Below are 18,289 nucleotides of genomic sequence, written 5' to 3'. Positions count from 1 at the left end.
GCCCGGTCGGGCGCAGCCGGCGGCCGTCTGGTCAAGCTCAGCCGGCAGCCGGCCGGCCAGTCGAGCTCAGCCAGCGGCCATCGTGATGTCGAGGGCGGCCGACCGGACGTCGGGCACCGGATGGCGGCGCAGCCGGTGCAGCGGCGACCGCCACGACGGCGACCAGCCGTACCGGACACCGGCCCGGACCAGCGCCACCGCGAACAGCCCGGCCGCCAGGTCGTCCCGCTCGGCGAGCGCCCCGGCGACGGCCGTCAGCACCGCCGGCTCCCATCTGCCGTCGGCGCGGCGGACCTCGTCGGTCAGCGTCTTGGCGAGCCGGCCGGCGAGCACCGGCCGGTCGGCGACCAGGTCGGCGAGCGCGGTCAGTTCCGCGACGATCGGGGTCGCGGTCGGTGCGGCCAGCGGCACCAGGTGGGCGAGCAGCCGGGCCCCCTGCGGGGTCAGGTCGGCAAAACCGACGAGGGTACGCGCTGCAGCCCGCACCGCTGTCCGGCCGGTGTCCGGGTCGGTGTCGCGGCACCAGCCCACCGCCGCGTCGACGACCCGGTCGAGACGGCGGCGGGCCGGCCGGTCCCACGCCGGGTCGCCCGGCCGGTCGTCGGTCCGGTCCAGCCGGGCCAGCGCCTCCACCGCGACCACCAGCGGCGACTCAGTGGTCGCCGCTGCCACAGCAGCAGGTGCCGGTGCCGGTTCGTCGAGCAGCCGGGTCACGACCCGCATCGCCGACGCCCACCGGTAGGGGTCGTCCAGGTCGGTCAGGGCGGCGACGGTCAGCCCGGTCAGGTCGGGTGCCCAGCGGGCCCAGGCCGGCAGCGCCGCCCAGGCCAGCCGGGCCGCTTCCGGGTCCGGGTTGCCGGTGGCGGCCACGACCAGGGTGGCGTACCGGGGGCGGTCCGGCTCGGCGATGGTCGACGGTGGTGCGTCCAGCAGCGCCGACACCTCGGCCCGCGACGGCACCTCCGAATCAGTGCGGCCGGCCGCCGCATCGGGCCGGCCGCCGCCGGCGGCCGCACCGGCCAGGATCGCCCAGCTGGCCGGCACGTCGGGTCGCTGCCGGGCGGCGGCGACGGCGGCGGCCCGTACGTCGGGATGCTGGTCCACCCGCTGGTACGCCTCGGTGACGATGTCCAACGCCTCCGGTGGGCCGTACCTGGCGAGCAGCCGCAAGGCCTGCTTGCGGCTGGTCACCTTGCCCGCGCCGAGGGCGACGTCGGTCAGCGTGGCGACCAGCGTCGACGGTGCGACGAGCCGGGCGGTACGGCCGGCCGCGTAGACGGCGACCCGGGCCCGGTCGTCGTCGACGTGCCGCAGCAGCACCGGCAGCGCCTCGTCCGGCCGGTCGGTCCAGGCCAGCGCGGCCAGCGCCGCCTCGGCGAGGGTGACGTCCGCCGCGTCGAGATACCGGGTGACGACCGCCCGGCCGGCACCGGACACCGGGGCGGCGGAGCTGATCGCCCGTACCCGATGATGTGTGGCCATGCTCCGGTCGGCGGCGATCGACGCCAGCAGGTCGGCGTACGCCTGCTGGTGGCGGGGCAGCCACCGGGCGACCCGGTGCGCCGGGCCGGGCACCCAGCGGGCACCGGCGGAGAGGAACTTGCCGGCCCGCTGGTCCGCCGGGGTGGTGAACACCTCGTCGAGCAGGTCGGTACGGCGGGTGCAGATCGCCTGCCACACCTCGTGAATCTCCACGGTGGACGCGTCGACGGCAAGGACCTCGCCGACCCGGTCGGCCCGGGTCGCCGGGTCGGCCAGCCACAGGGTCACCGCACGGCGGAACACCGACGACACCACGCCGGGGCGGATCGCCTTGCGCAGCAGCCGCTGCAGGTGCGGCAGCCGCCAGGCCCGCCGGCCCAGCGACCAGGCGACGGCGAACAGCGGCTCGTACCGGTCCCGGGCCGCCGCGCCCTCGATCCACGGTGCGATCCGGTCGAACAGGTCGTGCTCCTGACCTCGGCGCAGCACGTGGTCGAGCCGGCCGAGGAACGGCAACTGCCGGCCGTCGTACAGGGTGTCGAAGGTCCGCATCGCCCAGCCGACCAGCGCCGGGTCGGCCACGTGCCGGCGCAGCACCTGCCCGGCCAGCCCGCCGATCGCGGTCAGACTGGCCGACGAGGTGTCCCGGGCGGCCACCGCCTGGGTGACGACGTCGGTCAGCGCCGGCACCGTCGCCGGGGTCAGCAGGCCGACCACCTGCGACAACGCGGTGAACGCGCGGGCCCGTACCGGGTCCTGGTCGTTGCGCAGCCGGCGCAGTTGCTCGACGGCGGCGACGACGGCCGCCGGGTCGGCGCTGCGCCCGGCGGCGGCCAGCAGCAGCGCGTAGCCGGTGCCCCGGGCGGTGGCGTCGGCGCGCCGGGCGGCCGCGACCAGCGCCGAGTCCGCCTCGGCCCAGGGCAGGAACGCGGTGTACGTCAGGGTCAGATCCTCGCTGGCCCGGACCCGGTCCAGGCGGAGTATCCGGCGGGCTTCCCGGTGCTGCCAGCGGCGCGGCAGTACGGTCAGCAACTCGACCGACAGCAGCACGTCGGCGGTGTCCACGTCGGCTGTCACCGCGTCATACAGCTCGCCCCGGCGGGCCGGTGCCAGTGCGTCCAGCAGCCGGGCGAAGGCGTGGTCGATGCCGCGCAGCCGTACGCCGAGCGGTGTCAGGTCAGCCAGGGCGACGTCGCGCAGCCGGTCCAGCACCGCGGCCGGCAGCCGCTGGCCGCGCAGCCAGCCGGCCCTCGCCGGGGCGGTGAGCAGCCGCAGGGTCCGGACCGGATCGACAGCGGCCAGTACGCCGTACGCGGTCGTCGTGCCGGGCAGGCGGGTCGTCGGGGCGTACCGCTCCAGCAGGTCGAACACCCGCGACGGATGCCGCTGCGCGGTGTGCAGTACGGCGTCGCCCCAGTCGCGCCACCAGTCGTCGCGGACGGCACCGGACCGGGCGGCGAGCTGCGTCTGCGCGAAGTCGAGTAGCACGGTGGGGTGCCGGCGGGCGAGCTTGGTGCCGCCGGCGATGGCGTACGACAGGTCTGGTAGCAGCCGGGCGACGGTGTCCGGGCCACAGGCGGGCAGCAGGACCGCTGCTTCGGTGTCGCCGAACCGGGCGCGGACCGCCTCGATGAGCGCGTCGGCGAGGTCGGCCAGCTCCGCGCGGCGGGTGGCCCGGCGAGCGGCGCGCAGCGTCCGGTACGCCATACGCCGCAGGTCGGACGGGGCGTCGTGCAGCAGCGCCGCCACCTCGTCGGGATCCGCCCAGCTGGAGCGCAGGTACGCGGCGACCGCGATCGCCCGCAGCCGGCGGTCCGGGTCGGTGAAGCCGGCCCGCACCGTCGCCTGGTCGCCGACGATCACCGCCATGGTGAGGCCGAGGAACCGCTGGTAGGCGTCGCCGCGCGCCAAGTCGGTCAGTACGGCGGGCAGCTGCCCGGCGGCGGCCAGCCGGCGGGCGTGCCCGGCCAGGGCGGACATCCGGGCGCGGTGGGCCAGCGGTTCGAGGGCGGCGAGCAGTTCGGTGGTGGGGTGCGGCACCGGATGATCGTCTCAGCCGCCGGCAACCGGATATCCGCCAGCGACACATCGGCCGGCGGCGGGAATCTGGACCCTATGTAGATGTCCGAGTATGCTGCCGGGTATGACGCGACCGGTCCAGATCACCACCGGGGTGGCCCGGGTGCTCGCGGCACTGCTCGACGACCCCGGCACCGGCCGCTACGGCCTGGAGCTGATGCGGGCCACCGGACAGCCCAGCGGCACCCTCTACCCGATCCTCAACCGGCTGTTGGCCGCCGGCTGGGTGCACGCGCAGTGGGAGCAGATCGACCCGGTGGCCGAAGGCCGCCCGGCCCGGCGCTACTACCAGCTCACCCCGGACGGGCTGGTCGCCGCCCGCACCGAACTGGCCGCGCTCTACGCCACACTGCGCCCGCACGCCCCCGGGCATGCCGACCCGGTCACCGGCCGGCCCGGCACCATCGCTCCCGAAGCCACGTGACCAGCATGCCGAGCCGGCTGGTCCACCGGGCGTTCGTCGTCGCGGCCCGCCGCTGGCCGGCCGCCGACCGCGACGAACTGATCCGCGAATGGCTCGCCGAGTCACACGCGCTCGGCCACGAGCCGGGAGTTCCCGCGCCGGTACGGACCTGGCGGCAGATCCGGTTCGCGGCCAGCCTCGTCTGCGCCAGGAGATCCGGGATCGGCCCCGTCGGCGCGATCCCGGTCGACCGGGTCGAGCGGACCGCATTGCACGTCGTCGCCCTGTTCCTCGCCCCACTGGCGGCAGCCGTCCTGGCCATCCTCGCCAACGGACCACTGTGGATGGCCAGCAGCACCGGCGACGATCTGCCGGCCGTCCTGACCCTGCTGAACCGCACCGGGCACGTCGTCGCCGGGATCGGCTGCGGTGTGCTGCTCGCCGACCGGCTGCGCCACCGGCGGGGAGCACCGGCCAGCCGGTCGTGGTGCCTCGCCGCGACGATCCCGGTGCTGGCCGGGCTGGTCGTCGCCGAATCGGCCGTACGCCACCTGGCGGGCAGCGTCACCGATTCGGCGTTCACCGTCGCTGTCACCGGCCCGGCGGGTGCCGTCGTGGGCCCGGCCGTCGTCGCCGGCACGCTGATCCCGCTGACCATCGTGGTGGCGACCATCGCCCGCCGCGCCCCCCGGTGGGCGCTCGCCGCCGCCGTACCGGCCACCGCCGCCGTCACACTGGCCGCGAGCGTCATCACGGCCTCGCTTGTCGCCGGGCTGGATGGGGCACGGACACCGCTGCCGATCCCGCCGGGGATCCTGCTCGGCGCGGTAGCGCTGTCCCTGGCGTACACGGTGCGGGCGGTCCGGCCACGACCGCCAGCGCCGCCACGACCTCGGCCGGCCACGGCCCCACGCCTGCTGGTGGCCACCACGGCGGTGATCGGTGGCGGACTGCTCGTCGCCTACTTGTTCACCCCGTACGGCTGGTGGGCGACGCTGCCCACTCCGGTCGTCACGGTCGCCACCCTCGCCACGAACGCGTTCTGTTTCGCCGTGGCACGCTGGGCGGCCGGCCGGATTCCGGCGAGCCGGCCCGACCCGATCTGGCCGGAGGTCGTCGCCGGCCAGCCGACCATTCTGGTGGATCGGGGGGCCGGCGCGGCGAGGCAGGCGGCCGTACCGGCCGGCCAGCCGGAGTCCGTCCCAGCCGGTCAGCCGGGGTCCGTCCCGCCGCGCCGGTCCTGGCGGGAGATCCTCGCCTGGGGCGGGGCGGCGGGTGCGGCGATCGGCTGGGCGGTGACACTCGCCTACCTGACCCCGAACATCGGGCTGCAGACACCCTGGCCACACACCGACGCGGTGCCGGCCGGCTGGGCCGAATGGGACACCTCGACCGGCCGGGTCTGGATGCAGGACCTGCAGATGTACGCCATCTGCTGCGTCGCGGTGTGCCTGGCGGCCGCCGCCGCGTACCGTCGCGCGTCGCTGCTGCCCGCACTGGCCAGCCCGGTCGTGCTGTACACCGCCACCGTCGGAGTGATCCAGTCCGGGTGGCACACCCAGTCCGCGCTGCCCTGGCTGGCCGCCGGGGCGCTGCTACTGACGATCGCGGCGTGGTGGGCGACCGATCGCCTCGCCCCCACCCGTCGACGGTCTCCGGAGCGCGACCGGCTGCTGGTCGCGCGGCTTGCCGTGCTGGCCGCGTTCCTGGTGCCGGGCCTGTACGTCTACGGCGTCTTCCTCAGTGACGGACCGCCGGTCCCGCCGGTCGCGCTCGCCGTGACCGTCGGCCTGTCGACCGTACTGGCGGTCGTCGCCGGCGCCGCGGTGACCGCGTCCTCGGCGCGGACGTCGATCAGGACGCTGCCCGAGACCACAGCGGCGGCCTGGTCACTCGCGGTCGGCGCCGGCGCGGCCGTGTTCGGGACGGCGGTGCTCAGCGGTGCTGTCATGTCGTCGCCGGTCACCTATCCCCTGGCGGCCGTCGCGCCGGCGCTGGCCGTGCCGGCCGCCGCCCTGACCATCGCGACGATCCGCGCCCCACGAACACGTCGCACGCCCGGCGTGGGCCGCACCACGGAGGCGGGCCGCGTGTCTCGGCCAGCCGGCGCCGGACGCTACCGCCTCGGGGTCGTCCGCCGCGTCGGGAGCGGCATCGGGCTCGGCGTGGTGCTGCTGGCCGGTGGATACGTGGCCCTGGTCTGCGGCATGATCCTCGCGTTCGGGTTCGGTCAGCTGTTGCCGTGGCTGGAATACCAGCAGAGCTACGACCCGATCGGCTATCTGCCCGGTGGGGTCGCGCTCGGTCTGCTGCTGGCTTTTCTCACCCCGTACCTGGTCGAACCGTGGGGAACGTATCCGGGCCGGTCGGTGGTGCCGGTGCCGCCGTCGGCTGTCGCCGAGTCGCCAGTGTCATGATCCACTTCGCACTGTCGAATGGCGTCTCGGTGTGTCGCGTCGATCAGCCGAAGTGGATCACGGACTGGCTCAGCTGCCGGCCGGCTCGGCGACGGCCGCACCAAGGGCGTGGATCCGCTACCGGATCTCGGCAATCGGCGCGGACAGATCGACCGGGTGCACGTCCGACGCCGGCTTGACCGCCCGTGGTCGAGCACCGCACCGCGATCGACCGGGATCCGTTCCGGTTCCGGCAGCAGCGTCAACGCCGCCCCGTCGGGCTGTCCGCGCAGCTTCTGGTGAGACCGCTACATCAGGTCGGCCCCGACTCAGCTGTCCAGACCGGATGATCGGGGTGAAACGGCGGCAGCCGCGTCCGGTTGGAACGACGTCGCCTTGGACGGTCGCCTGATCTTTGAATCGTCGTCAGAAAAAGTGGCTGCCGGCGGTGCGGGCCGGCCACCACGTCGGATATGTTTGCCGGCTGTCCTCGACGCAGCGGCGGACCGGGTGCGGTCCGTCTGTCCGTCCATGTCTTTACGACAGTGGAGCGACCGAGGGGTACGGATGAATAGCCAGTCTCCAGCGAGCGGCACGGGCCGGCACTGGGTGGTGATAGAGACCGGCGCCAATCAGGCGTACGTGTTCGCCAGCAACAAGCAGGCGGTGAACGTCGGAGCCAGCGAACTGATCTTCCGAGCGGGCACCGAATGGGTGCGAACAGCCGTCGACACGATCAACAACGGGCGTACGGAGCCCCTCGTCGAGATCGTGGTGGCTGCCTCCGGCAAGGCGCTGCTGCTGGCCGACGACGCCGACACCGGCCGGGCGGTCGTCCGGGCGGTGACCCGCCGGGCGCTCGACGAGGCCCCTGGCCTGGATGTCTGGGGCACCGTCGACCCGGAGCCGGTCGCCGGCGACGCCGATCTGGGTCCGGCGCTGACCCGGGCGTACCAGCGGCAGGCGGCGTGGCGTAGCCGCCGCCCGTCGGCGTCGCTGCGGCACCCGACGTTGCCGTTCACCCGGCCGTGCCACTACTCGGGGCAGCCGTCGACCGCATTCGGCCGCGAGGGCGGCACCTGGTATCCGAGGGCGGCGAAGGTCGACGCGGCCTGGCGGCGACGCGACGACGGCCGGAACCGGATGGCCGACCGGCTGGTCGACTCGGCGGTGGTCCAGGCCGACCAGCTGAACGACGGGGTCAGCAACGCCGGCTGGGTGGCGGTGATGCACGCCGACGGCAACGGCATCGGCGGCGTGTTCCGCAGCATCGCCGAGGCGTACAGCGGGCAGGAGTTCCTGGACTGGCTCGGAGCCTTCAGCCGGGCGCTCGACGAGGTGACGGTCACCGCCCTGCGGTACGCCGTCGAGCAGGTCACCGACCGGACCGGTTGGCTGCTGCCGCTGGTCGTCGGCGGCGACGACGTGACCGTGGTGATGGACGCCCGGCCGGCGTTCGAGGTGACCGCGACCTTCGTCGAACGGTTCGCGGCGACCGCCGCCGGCCATCCGGTCGTCTCGCGGGTGCTGTCCGACGTCGGGCTGCCGGGGCTGACCGCGTGCGCCGGGATCGCCTACGTCAAGCCGCACTACCCGTTCAGCGAGGCGTACGGGCTGGCCGAGCAGTTGTGCACGTCGGCCAAGCAGATCAAGCGGGTCGACGAGAACTGCGGCGCACTGGACTTCCACGTACTGCACGACTCGGTCGGGCAGAGCCTGGGACGGATCCGGGCACCGTTGACCGTACGAGATGGCGACAGTGGCAGTGGCAGTGGCGGCGGCGAGTCCGGCGAGCTGCGGCTGTGGCCCGGTCCGGTGGTGATCGGTACGCCGGAGCCCGGAAGCTGGGCGGCGGCGCACCACGTGACGCCGCTGCGGAAAGCGGTCGCGGCGCTGAGCGCGAAGCCCCGCGAGGACGATCCGCCCGTACTGGCCCGTAGTGCCTTGCACCGGCTCCGGCAGGCGCTGCTCGCCGGCCGTCCCGAAGCGGTCCGGGCCAGCGACCAGGTCGCCGTCTGGGCCGCCGACCCGGGTGCCGCGCGAACCTTCCTGGACGAACATCTGCTGGTCGCGGAGCCGGCGACGGATCGCCCGGTGTCGTTCAGCCGGATCCTCGGCGCGGTCGACCTGATCGACATGGCGGCCGGCACCGCGCCGCACGCCGGCCGGGGATCCGGCCGGCCCGGCGACGGCCACCGGTCCGACAGCCACCGGTCCGACGGCGACCCCCGGACGCGGCAGGAGGTGGCGGCCTGATGGGCGGCCCGGAATCGGTCCACGACACCAGCGACGCGCTGCGCAACGGTCAGCCGTTCACTGTGGATGTCACGTTTCTCAGCGACTGGGCGTGCGGCACCGGCACGTCCCGGCACGGCGCGGTGGACCGCGAGGTGCAGCGCGACGCCGACGGGCTGCCGATGCTGCGCGGCAAGGCCCTCGCGGCGGTGCTGCGCGACGCGGCGGAGACCGTCGCCGCCGGCTTGGACGAGGGCACCGACGGCATCTGGTACGCCTGGGTGGAGGCGGTGTTCGGCAGCCAGCCCGGCGCGTCGTCACGCCAGCGACTCGACCCTGGTACGGCGTCGCACCCGCAGCCGCGTACCACGCCGGTGCCGGCGGCCCTGCGGGCCCGGCCGCTGCACTTGTCCGGCCCGGTACGGGCGGCGCTCGACGCGCTCGACGACCGCAGCAGGGTACTGGCCCGGGAGGCGGCCGTGTTGCTGCGCCCCGGGGTGCAGATCGACGTCGACCGGCACACCGCCGCCGACGACACGTTGCGCGTCGAGGAGCGGGCCGCGGTCGGGTTGACGGTGACCGCCGACTGGCAGCTGGTCTTCCCGGGGATCGCCGTCGGCGAACCGGTGCCGTGGGAGGCGGAACTGCTGGTGCAGGCCGCAGCCCGGTTGGTCGACGCGATCGGCGGCAAGCGCCGCCGGGGTGCCGGCCGCTGCCAGGTCACCATCGCTGGCGACAATGCCGGAGACACGGGCGCGGGCGCCGGTGACGACGCCGGTGCGGATGACGACGCCGGTGCGGATGACGACGCCGGTGACGTGGGCGGACGGCAGGCCGGTTCCCGGCTGGACACGCTGCTCGACCGGATCGACACCGCCCGGCCGCCGGCCGAGGTGCTGCCGTCGGCCGCCGCCGACCCGGCCGTCGTGACCCTGGGCGCGCGGATGTCCGACCCGCCGACGCACCGGCACGATCTGCGGATCACGACGCTCACTCCGCTGCTGGTGGCCCGGGGTGTGCTCGGCAACATGGTGCTGACCGAGCGGTTCGTGCCGGGTACGTCGCTGCTGCCGATGGTGGCGAAGGCACTCGGGGATCGGGCGACCGAGCTGATCACCGGCGGCCGGGTGGTGGTCACCAACGCGACCGTCGAGATCGGCGGCGAACGGTCGCTACCGCTGCCGCGCGCGCTGCACCACCCGAAGGACACCGACCCAGGTGACCAGCCGCAGCTGGTCAACCTGCTGAAGCCCCGTACCGACGACAGTCAGCGACTGCGGCCGATGGTCGGCTTCTGCGTCGCCGACGGCGACAGCGGGATCCGCATCGCCGAGGTGGACCTGGTGACTCAGGCGCACGCCGTCGTCGACGACGGGTCGCAGCGGCCGACCGAGGACTCCGGTGGCCTGTTCGTCTACGAGGCGATCGCCGCCGGTACGGTGCTGCGCTGCGAGCTGTGGCTGCCGGCCGACGCCGACCTGGACACCGACTGGTTGGACGGCGAGCACGCGATCGGACGGTCCCGCAAGGACGACTACGGGCGGGTCCGGGTCGACGTACTCGACCCGGGCACGCCCGCGCTGGCCGCCCGGGGCCCACTGGGCGACAGTCGGCAGCTGGCCGTCTGGCTGCTGTCGGATCTGTTGCTGCGCGGGCCGGCCGGTGAGCCGGTGACCGACCCGCAGGCGCTGGCGGCCGCGCTCGCCGACGCGCTGCGGGTGGAACTGGTGTTGCCCGACGACCGGCCCGACCACCCGCCGGTCGGCTTCTTCACCACCCGCCGGGTCGAGTCGTGGCAGCGCCGCTGGTCGATGCCGCGTCCGTCGCTGGTCGGGCTGGCCGCCGGCAGCGTCGTCCGGTTCGACATGATCGGCGTTCCCGACGAGGAGGCGTTGCGCTGGATCGAGGCGACCGGGCTCGGTGACCGTACCGCCGAGGGTTATGGCCGGTTGGCGCTGCAGCCGCTGCTGCTCGACCGGGCCAGCGTCCCGGTGACCGCCGGAGTGACCGGCAGGCCGGCCACGGTGCCGGCCGGCACGCGGGTCGAGACGACCGGCGACACGCCGCCGTTGGTCGCCGAGCTGGTCCGGCGCGGCTGGCGACGTGAACTGCACCGAACCGCCGCCGTACGGGTGGCCGACGAGACGCTGCGGGACCTGCTGCTGCCGCCGGACGTGTCGATGGCGCAGCTCGGCGCGCTGCGTACCCTCGGCGACCGGCTCACCGCCGGTGACGATCCGGCGCAGGTGCGGGGCTGGATCGCGGCGACCCGCCGCAACCGGCCGCGCCGCGAATCCTGGGGCACCAAACGGCTCGACCTGCTGGACCGGTTGGTCTCCGGCGACGAAATCCTCTGGTCGCACCTGGGGGTCCGCCCGCCGGCCGGGGTCGCCGACGAGCTGCACCGGTCGGCGGCCGGCTGGCTGCTCACCGAGGTGGTCCGGGCCGCCGTGGAGCGGCGCCGACGCCTCCGACCTCAGGACAGTCCGAACGCGAACGCGCACGAGGGGGTGCCGGCATGAGCCGTCGGGTGACCAGACGATGGGAGCTGACCGGCTCCCTGGTGGCGCAGGCGCCGCTACACATCGGCGGCCTGGACGCCGGGCCGGCGCAGCTGGTCCAGGCCCGCGACGGCGCGGGCCGGCCGCTGCTGCCGGGTACCGCGCTGGCCGGGGTGATCCGGTCGGCGCTGCGGGCCGACGGGGTACCGGACCATCGGCTGTGGGGGCTGGCGCCGGAGCGCGACGGCACCGGCGGAGAAGCCTCCTGGGTACGGGTCGACGACGCCCCCGCCGTCGGCACGCCCACCGTCGAGCTGCGCGACCACGTCTCGATCGACCGGGTGCACGGGGTGGCCGCCAAGGGGCATCTGTTCAGCCGGGAGGTGCTGGCCGCCGGCACCCGGTTCACCTTCCGGATGGTGGTCGACGCGCCGCAGGGCACCGCCGGCGAGTCAGCGAAGGAGCTGGTCCACGCGGTCGCGGCCCGGCTCCGCGGTCCGGGGATCAGCGTCGGCGCGGCCGTCACCCGGGGACTCGGTCTGGTCCGGCTGACCGACGCCGTACTGCGGGAGTCGGATCTGGCCACCCAGGCCGGGATGCTCGCCGCGCTGCGTACCGGCGGGGAGCTGGTCGATCTGCCGACCGCCGACCCGGACGAGGTGCCGGCCGGGGTGCTGCGGATCGTCGTACCGTGGCGTCCGCGCGGCCCGCTGGCGGTGCAGGTCAGCTCGGACGGCGACGTGGTCAGCGCGTTCCCGCTGACCGGGCGCGACGGCGAGCACACCCGTCTGGAGCTGCCCGGCAGCTCGATCAAGGGGGTGCTGCGCGGCCACGCCGAGCGGATCACCCGGACGGTGACCGGTGCCCCCACCCCGACGAAGTTCCTCGACCAGATGCGGGCCGAGGGGCTGGGGCCGGTGGCGGCGTTGTTCGGCACCGCCGCCGACCGCGACGGCGACGATCGAGAGCTGCCGGCCGGCCGGCGGGGTGCCCTGCGGGTGGCGACTTGTGTCAGCACGGCTGCTCTGCCGACCGCCCAGTGGGAGGCGGTACGGCTGCTGCAGCGACGGCTCGACGACACCGTCGATCACGACGGGTCCGAGCCAGCTGACGACGGCAAACCGGAGCGGACGACCGATCAGGTACGGGTCGCGTTGGGCACGCTGCAGCGCGCGGTCGACGAGCTGAACGCCACGGTCGACGGGATTCGGTTCACCATCGCCCATCACGTGGCGGTGGACCGTTGGACCGGCGGCGCGGCCGAGGCGCTGCTGTTCGCGACGGTGGAGCCGCATGCCACCGGCCCCGACGCGTGGCAGCCGATCGTGCTCGACCTCGCGGTGGACCAGCTGGATCAGGATCCGACGACGACCGGACCCGGAGCCGACGACGACCGGCGGGCGGCGGTGGCGTTGCTGCTGTTGACGCTGCGGGACCTGTGTGACGGCTGGATCGGCTTCGGCCACGGCACCACCCGTGGCGCGGGCGGGGTGCGGGTGGATCCGCACGCGGTGACGTTCCGGGCCGGCCTCCGGGCCGGTTGGTGCACCACTCTGGACGGTCGGTCGTTGGCCGACGTGTTGAGCGACGACGAGGTGACCGCACCGCTGACGGCGGCGTGGCTGGCGACGGCGGGAGGGCGGGCATGAGCACCATCGGACGGGTCGTCGCCGACCGCAGAAACGGACCGGTCGGACCGGCCCTGAAGGAGTTCGCCAGCGACGGTACGGCGGGCGTCGGGTTCTGTTACCGGCCGGCCGACGTGCGCTGGTTCCGGTTCGACACCGACGGGGTGCCGACCGGCCCGGACGGGACCGCGCTCGACCTGACCGGGGTGTTCGAGCTGCGGGCGTTCACCGCTGCCGAGGAGTTGCGCTGGCGGCACGTGTCGGCCGGGTCCGGCACCGCGACCAGCGTCACCGGCGGTGACGGCGGTGAATGCGGTGAATGCGGTGACGGCGTGCTGGCCGAACACCAGCGGCTGCTGTGGGGCACCGTGGTCGGCCCGGCTCCCGGGCCGGGCTGGGTGGCGCTGCACGACGCCCGGATCGGTGTGCTGCCCGTACCGGTCGACGACCCGGCTCCCGCCGACGGTCACCTGGTGTGGCTGCGGGTCGTCGAGTACGTCGAGGAGGACCGGCACGGCAACGTCGCCGTGGTCGATGAACGGTTCACCGGGCTGGTCGCCCGCCCACACCCCAGCGCGGACAAGGCCGAGGAGAAGACCGATGAGTGACCAGCGCCCACCCGTCGACGCCGACGGCCCCCAGGAGTTGCGCCCCGCCGAGCGGAGCTTCCTCAACCCGTACGGCTTCGTGCCGATCCCGGACCGGGCCGGCCTGCCGGAGCCGCTGCGCGACGGCCCGCCGGCCGGCCACGACCGGTACGACGCCGCACGGTGGAGCGGGACGATCGCGGTGCGGATCACCACCCGTACGCCGATGTTGATCCCGGACCACGGGCGGCGCGCGGCCGACGGCGACGGACCCGACGCGCCGCTGCCGGTGCGGGTCGACCACGCCGGCCGGCCGGTGTTGGCCGGCTCGGCGGTCAAGGGGGCGCTGCGGTCGGCGTTCGAGGCGGTCACCAACTCGCGGTTCGGCGTGTTCACCGGCCACGACCAGCAGTTGGCGATCCGGGCCACCGCCGACACGTCGGCGTTGCAGCTGTGCCCGGCAGTGGTCGACGAGGTCGGCGACGGTACGGTCCGGCTGCAGGTGATCCGAAAGTTGCAGCCGACCAGCCACGAAGGCGAGCGGGTCCATCCGGCGGCGTGGCTGCCCCGGCGGCTCGCCTGTCACCGGCCGGGCGGCTGCCAGGGGCGGACCCGACACGACGAGGGTCCGAATCCGCCTCGGTGCAGCGAGCGACGCGGCTTGGAGGTCGATGCCTGGATCTATCTGGCCCGCCACCACCGCCGCAACTTCCTGTTCTGGCGGGTGGCCGCGTACGCCGAGGTGCGCGAGCAGGTCGACGGGGATCGGGCGGTTCGGGCCCGCGCCTGGGCGGAGCGGGCCCGGGACCGGGCGGAGCAGACCCGCTCCCGGGACAGCCAGCACATCGCGGGTCAGCCGCTGGTGCGGGTACGTGGCGTGGTGCACTGGACCGGCAGCACGTTTCCGGCCGGCGGCCGGGGCAAGCACGACGAACGGTTGTTCGTCACCGACCTGCTCGACGACGACGGCAGCGTGGAGTTGGAGGACAGCTTCGTCAAGGTGGACGAGTCGTTGGTCGCCGGCTGGGCGGCGGTGGTCGACTCCTACGATCACGCCCACGACACCGAGGCGCACCGCGAAGAGCTGTACGGCGGCTACGTGTGGGACGTGAAACGGTGGCGGACCCTGCACCTCTGGGACACCCTGTACGTCGAGTTCGACGAGGGCGACAATCCGCGTGGGCTGTATCCGGCGATGATCGGCCGCAAGCCGTTCCCGGGGGCGCCGGTGACCAGCCTGCCGGTGTCGCACCGGCCGGCGACCGACCGGACGCTGCTGTCCCCCGCCGACCGGGTGTTCGGCTGGGTCCGCCAGGGCCGCGAGGACGACTCACGGGTGGCCCATCGGGGGCATCTGCGGGTGCTGCCGCCTGAGGGCGACGACGCCCCCGGTGCCGACTCGGTCTATCGGCTGCAGCGCCCGTTGACGCTGGTGACGCTCAACGCGCCGAAGCCGTCCCAGTTCTTGTTCTATCTGGGCGACCGTAACGGCGGGCCGCTGGGCAACCCGCGCCGGCATCCGGCCGAGGGGTTCCCGGCCGCGGAGGACGTTCGGCGGCTGCGTGGCCGTAAGACCTATCTGACTCACGCCGAGGTGCTCGACGACGCCGAGGGCGCGCAGGCGTACTGGACGCCGCCGGCGGAGGCGACGGACCCGCCGCAGCGGCCTCGGGTCGGCGGGCGGCCCCGCTACCGGGAGTACGCCGCGCCGGCCGGCGCGAAACCGGACGTGAGCACGGTGGTGTCGAGCTGGGTGAAGCCGGGCAGCACGTTCCGGCTGACGTTGCAGGTCGACAACCTCAGCCGGGTGGAGTTGGCGGCGCTGCTGTGGCTGCTGTCGCTGCCCGACGGGGCGTGTCTGAAGCTGGGGCTGGGTAAGCCGTTGGGCTTCGGCGCGGTACGGGTGGAGGTCGACTGGGCGGACACCCGGCTGTTCACCGGTGACCGGCTGCTGGACCGTTGCCGCACGCTGTCGCTGTCCCCGGCGGCGGACGACACCGACACGCCCCGTCGGCTGGCCACGTTGTACGACGGCATGCTGACGCAGCGGATGCCCGAGGTGCGCGACGGGTTCCTCAACACGGCGTACGGGTTCGTCGGCGTCCCGGTGCACTACCCCCGGTACGCTGCTACCGGCCCGGATCAGGAGGCGCAGTCCGCGCCACGCGGCACCACGTACGACTGGTGGGTCGCCAACGACAAGATCGGCAACCAGCGGGACAGCCGCCGGGGTCGGCGACTGTCGCTCGGCAGCGCGGCGGATCCGGATTCGTTGCCGCTGCCGTACGACCCGACGACGGAGCCGCCGGCCAATCGGCGTACCGGCGGTTACGGCTATCGCGGCGGGCCGGGCAACCGTCGCCGGTGACCGGCCCGTCATTACTTCAGACCGGCTGGTGAGCAGACCGGCTGCCGGTCAGGCCGGTGATCGGCTGCCGCCGGTCAGGCTGCCGGGCTCCGGTGGAGGTCCCGCCACCGGAGCCCGGTTCCGCCCGGTGCGGCACCGCGCGGCCTACCGGCGGCGCGGCGCGCGCCGACCTACGGGCCTGCGTGCTGCCGTACGGCCGACCGGCGGGCCTGTTCGGCGTCGCGCAGCCGCCGTACGTCGGCGCGCAGCTCGTCGAGGAGGTCGGCCAGCCGGGGGCCGCCGCCGGGCCGGTCGCCGAGGGTGTCGCGGACTCCGGCGGCCATCGCGGCGAGCAGGCCGCTGACGGTGTCCTGCGCCCCGCCGGTACGCTGCCGCACCAGCTGGGCCAGCGCGCGGGCGTCGAACGGGCCGTCGCCGTGGGTGATCGTCAGCCGGTTACGGACCTCGAACATCGGTTTCAGCAACTTCTGCCGGACGCCGCTTTTCAGCTGCTCGTTGTCGAGGGAGTTCTCGAAGCTGGCGCAGGCGCCGACGACGGCCCGCATCCCGGTGGCGGTGTCGGTGTCGACGCCGGGTAGCGCCGCCCACACCTCGAACCGTTCGGCGATCATGCCGATGGTGAGGTCCTCGGTGGCCGTGGCGGTCGCCTGGATCAGCGCCGGCCAGCTGCGCAGCCGCCGGGTGGCGCAGCGCAACGCGTCGGACAGGCTCACCGCGCGGGCGCTCAGCGGCAGCCCGACGGCGAGGATGCCGAGCAGCCGGCCGGCGGTGTCGAGTTCGGCGATGTCCAGGGCGTGGCTGGCGGCGGTCAGGATCGCCTGGTCGGTGCCGAACCGCAGCGGCAGCCGGTGGGTGCCGGCGGTGAGCACGTCCCGGTCGCGGGTGACGAGCTGACGCAGGAACAGCGGGACGCCTCGGGCGGCGGCGGCCCGCTGCGCGGCGGCGAGCAACGTCAGCACGTGTTCCTTCGGGCCGGTGGGGATCAGCACGATCGCCCCGATGTCGCCGCCGAGGTGCTGGTGCAGCAGGTCGGCGGCGGCCTGTTCGGTGAACGCGGCCGGGTCGTCGGCGGCGGTGCCGACGTCGGCGACCGGGGCGGCGACGGCGGGGTGTCCGGCGGCCCGCAGCCGCTCGACGACCGACCGGGCGTACGGGTAGGTGCGCGACGCGGTACCGAGCACGATGGCGCTGACCGGCACCGGGTGGCCGGCCGGTACCCCCAGGTAGGTGCGGACGGCCGGGTCGAGGTCGTCGCGGCGGGCGCGGTCGGTGGCGGCGTCGGCGATCTGTTCGACGACGAACGGGCTGCCGTCGCGGGGCGGGTCACCGAGGACGGTGAGGTAGCAGATGGTGTCGCCGGGGACGAGGGGCAGCGGCCCGAGTCCGGGTGGGGCCGGCGGGTCGTCGGGGCGGGCGGCGTCGTAGGCGGCGAGGTGTTCGCGCAGCGCGGCGAGCATCGCCGGCTGCGGTGGCGCGAGTTCGTGGGCGCTGGCGCGGCCCATCTCGTTGAGCCGCTCCACGATCGGGGAGGTGAGCCACCGCCCGCTGGGTGCGGCCTTGGCGGCGATGACGTCGGGGTCGTGGCGTTCGTCGCGGACGGCCCGCAGCATTTCGCCGAGGGTGGCGATCTTCCGGCCGTTGCGCCGCCGCGCCCAGTCGATCAGGTCGAGCGGGGTGCCGTCGTGTACGCGTAGCTCCTGGTAGCGGTAGACGACGTAGACGCGGACCGCGAACCCGCTGCTGCCGTCGCCGCGCATCAACGCGGCGGCCATCGCGGCGCGGATCCGGCCGGCGGTCGGCGCGGTGTGTGCCTGGCCGTACTGGTCGGCTTCGGCGTCGATGATCCGCCGCTGCTCGGCGGTGAGGTCGAGGTGGCCGGTGTCGGCGAGGTCGCGGAGCAGGTCGTGGTAGCGCCAGCGGCGCAGCAGCGGCACGACCGGGTCGACGGGCAGGTCGGCGGTGGGGTCGTAGACGGCGTGCCGGGGCGCGGCGGTCGGCCCGATGCGGATCAGCGACCAGGGCAGGCCGGAGGCGATCACGGCGTCGAGCGCGCCGAGGGCGGACTGGGTGGCGCCGCTGCCCCAGACGACGTACGCCCGGTCGGTGGCCCCGGCGGCGCGGTCGGCGAAGACGCGGGTGACGCTGGCGGCGATGTCGGCTTCGTCGAGGCTGTCGGCTTCGGCGATGGTGACGGCGGTGATCGGTCCGCCGTACAGGTCGGGTTGGTGGTCGAGGGCGGCGGCGATCGCGTCGGCGATCGGGCGGACCCGCGCGGTGCTGACCAACACCAGGTGTACGGCGGCGGCGCTGGCCGGTTCGGGGTCGGCGGCGGCCGGGCCGGGGTCCGCCCGCAGCGCGGCGAGTGCGGCGGCGAGCGGCGCGGTGTCGCTGGTGGTCTGCGGCGGGGTGCGTAGCCGCAGGATGTCCGCGACGCGGTCGTCGCCGGGTGACAGGTGGGCGAGTTGGGCGAGCAGGTCGGTGGCACCGGCGGTGTCCGGCGGCGGTACGCCCAGGTCGGCGTGGCCGACGGCGTGTAGCAGGTAGACAGTGCAAGGGGACACGGTCCGTCCTATCCCGATCACTATTCGATGATGTTGTTGAGCCGGCAGA

Annotated in this window: 9 protein-coding genes; 7 read left to right on the top strand and 2 right to left on the bottom strand. The window is 74.5% G+C overall.

Translation table 11 applies throughout. From position 1 onward, the window contains the following. Positions 1–66 precede the first annotated feature (66 nt). A complete protein-coding gene (locus tag O7632_RS14550) occupies positions 67–3,522 on the bottom strand; it encodes a hypothetical protein (protein ID WP_278114812.1) in 3,456 nt (1,151 codons plus the stop codon). Positions 3,523–3,625: 103 nt separating this feature from the next. Between O7632_RS14550 and O7632_RS14545 the strand changes: the two genes are divergently transcribed. From O7632_RS14545 to O7632_RS14515, 7 genes are all read left to right on the top strand, one after another. Next, positions 3,626–3,985 carry a PadR family transcriptional regulator gene (locus O7632_RS14545; protein WP_278114810.1) on the top strand — a complete coding sequence of 120 codons (360 nt, stop codon included), beginning with the start codon at positions 3,626–3,628 and terminating at the stop codon, positions 3,983–3,985. Continuing rightward, positions 3,982–6,381, top strand: a complete 2,400-nt coding sequence (locus tag O7632_RS14540) for a hypothetical protein (RefSeq protein WP_278114807.1) — start codon at positions 3,982–3,984, stop codon at positions 6,379–6,381. Before O7632_RS14545 ends, O7632_RS14540 begins: the two co-directional genes overlap by 4 nt. A gap of 546 nt (positions 6,382–6,927) precedes the next feature. Continuing rightward, complete coding sequence (locus O7632_RS14535; RefSeq protein WP_278114805.1) at positions 6,928–8,616, top strand: hypothetical protein; 1,689 nt, start codon at positions 6,928–6,930, stop codon at positions 8,614–8,616. Continuing rightward, a complete protein-coding gene (locus tag O7632_RS14530) occupies positions 8,616–11,117 on the top strand; it encodes an RAMP superfamily CRISPR-associated protein (RefSeq protein ID WP_278114803.1) in 2,502 nt (833 codons plus the stop codon). Before O7632_RS14535 ends, O7632_RS14530 begins: the two co-directional genes overlap by 1 nt. Continuing rightward, positions 11,114–12,745: an RAMP superfamily CRISPR-associated protein gene (locus tag O7632_RS14525; RefSeq protein WP_278114801.1), complete on the top strand. Its 1,632-nt coding sequence runs from the start codon at positions 11,114–11,116 to the stop codon at positions 12,743–12,745. The genes O7632_RS14530 and O7632_RS14525 overlap by 4 nt, the downstream gene beginning before the upstream one ends. After that, positions 12,742–13,332: a CRISPR-associated protein Csx19 gene (gene csx19, locus O7632_RS14520; RefSeq protein WP_278114800.1), complete on the top strand. Its 591-nt coding sequence runs from the start codon at positions 12,742–12,744 to the stop codon at positions 13,330–13,332. Before O7632_RS14525 ends, csx19 begins: the two co-directional genes overlap by 4 nt. Then, positions 13,325–15,679, top strand: a complete 2,355-nt coding sequence (locus O7632_RS14515) for a TIGR03986 family CRISPR-associated RAMP protein (RefSeq protein WP_278114798.1) — start codon at positions 13,325–13,327, stop codon at positions 15,677–15,679. Before csx19 ends, O7632_RS14515 begins: the two co-directional genes overlap by 8 nt. Before the next feature lie 170 nt (positions 15,680–15,849). Here the strand turns inward: O7632_RS14515 and O7632_RS14510 are convergent, their stop codons facing one another. Then, positions 15,850–18,240: a hypothetical protein gene (locus O7632_RS14510; protein ID WP_278114796.1), complete on the bottom strand. Its 2,391-nt coding sequence runs from the start codon at positions 18,238–18,240 to the stop codon at positions 15,850–15,852. Positions 18,241–18,289 lie beyond the last annotated feature (49 nt).

The organism is Solwaraspora sp. WMMD406, assembly GCF_029626025.1.
GTDB lineage: Bacteria > Actinomycetota > Actinomycetes > Mycobacteriales > Micromonosporaceae > Micromonospora_E.
The sequence above is the reverse complement of the archived record's forward strand: the minus strand, read 5'-3'. Positions and strand labels throughout refer to the sequence as shown.

What these genes read in the sequence shown, in the direction of transcription:
- O7632_RS14545 (WP_278114810.1), top strand. Translation starts at nt 3,626, where the DNA reads ATGACGCGACCGGTCCAGATCACCACCGGGGTGGCCCGGGTGCTCGCG.
- O7632_RS14535 (WP_278114805.1), top strand. Translation starts at nt 6,928, where the DNA reads ATGAATAGCCAGTCTCCAGCGAGCGGCACGGGCCGGCACTGGGTGGTG.
- O7632_RS14530 (WP_278114803.1), top strand. Translation starts at nt 8,616, where the DNA reads ATGGGCGGCCCGGAATCGGTCCACGACACCAGCGACGCGCTGCGCAAC.
- O7632_RS14525 (WP_278114801.1), top strand. Translation starts at nt 11,114, where the DNA reads ATGAGCCGTCGGGTGACCAGACGATGGGAGCTGACCGGCTCCCTGGTG.
- csx19 (WP_278114800.1), top strand. Translation starts at nt 12,742, where the DNA reads ATGAGCACCATCGGACGGGTCGTCGCCGACCGCAGAAACGGACCGGTC.
- O7632_RS14515 (WP_278114798.1), top strand. Translation starts at nt 13,325, where the DNA reads ATGAGTGACCAGCGCCCACCCGTCGACGCCGACGGCCCCCAGGAGTTG.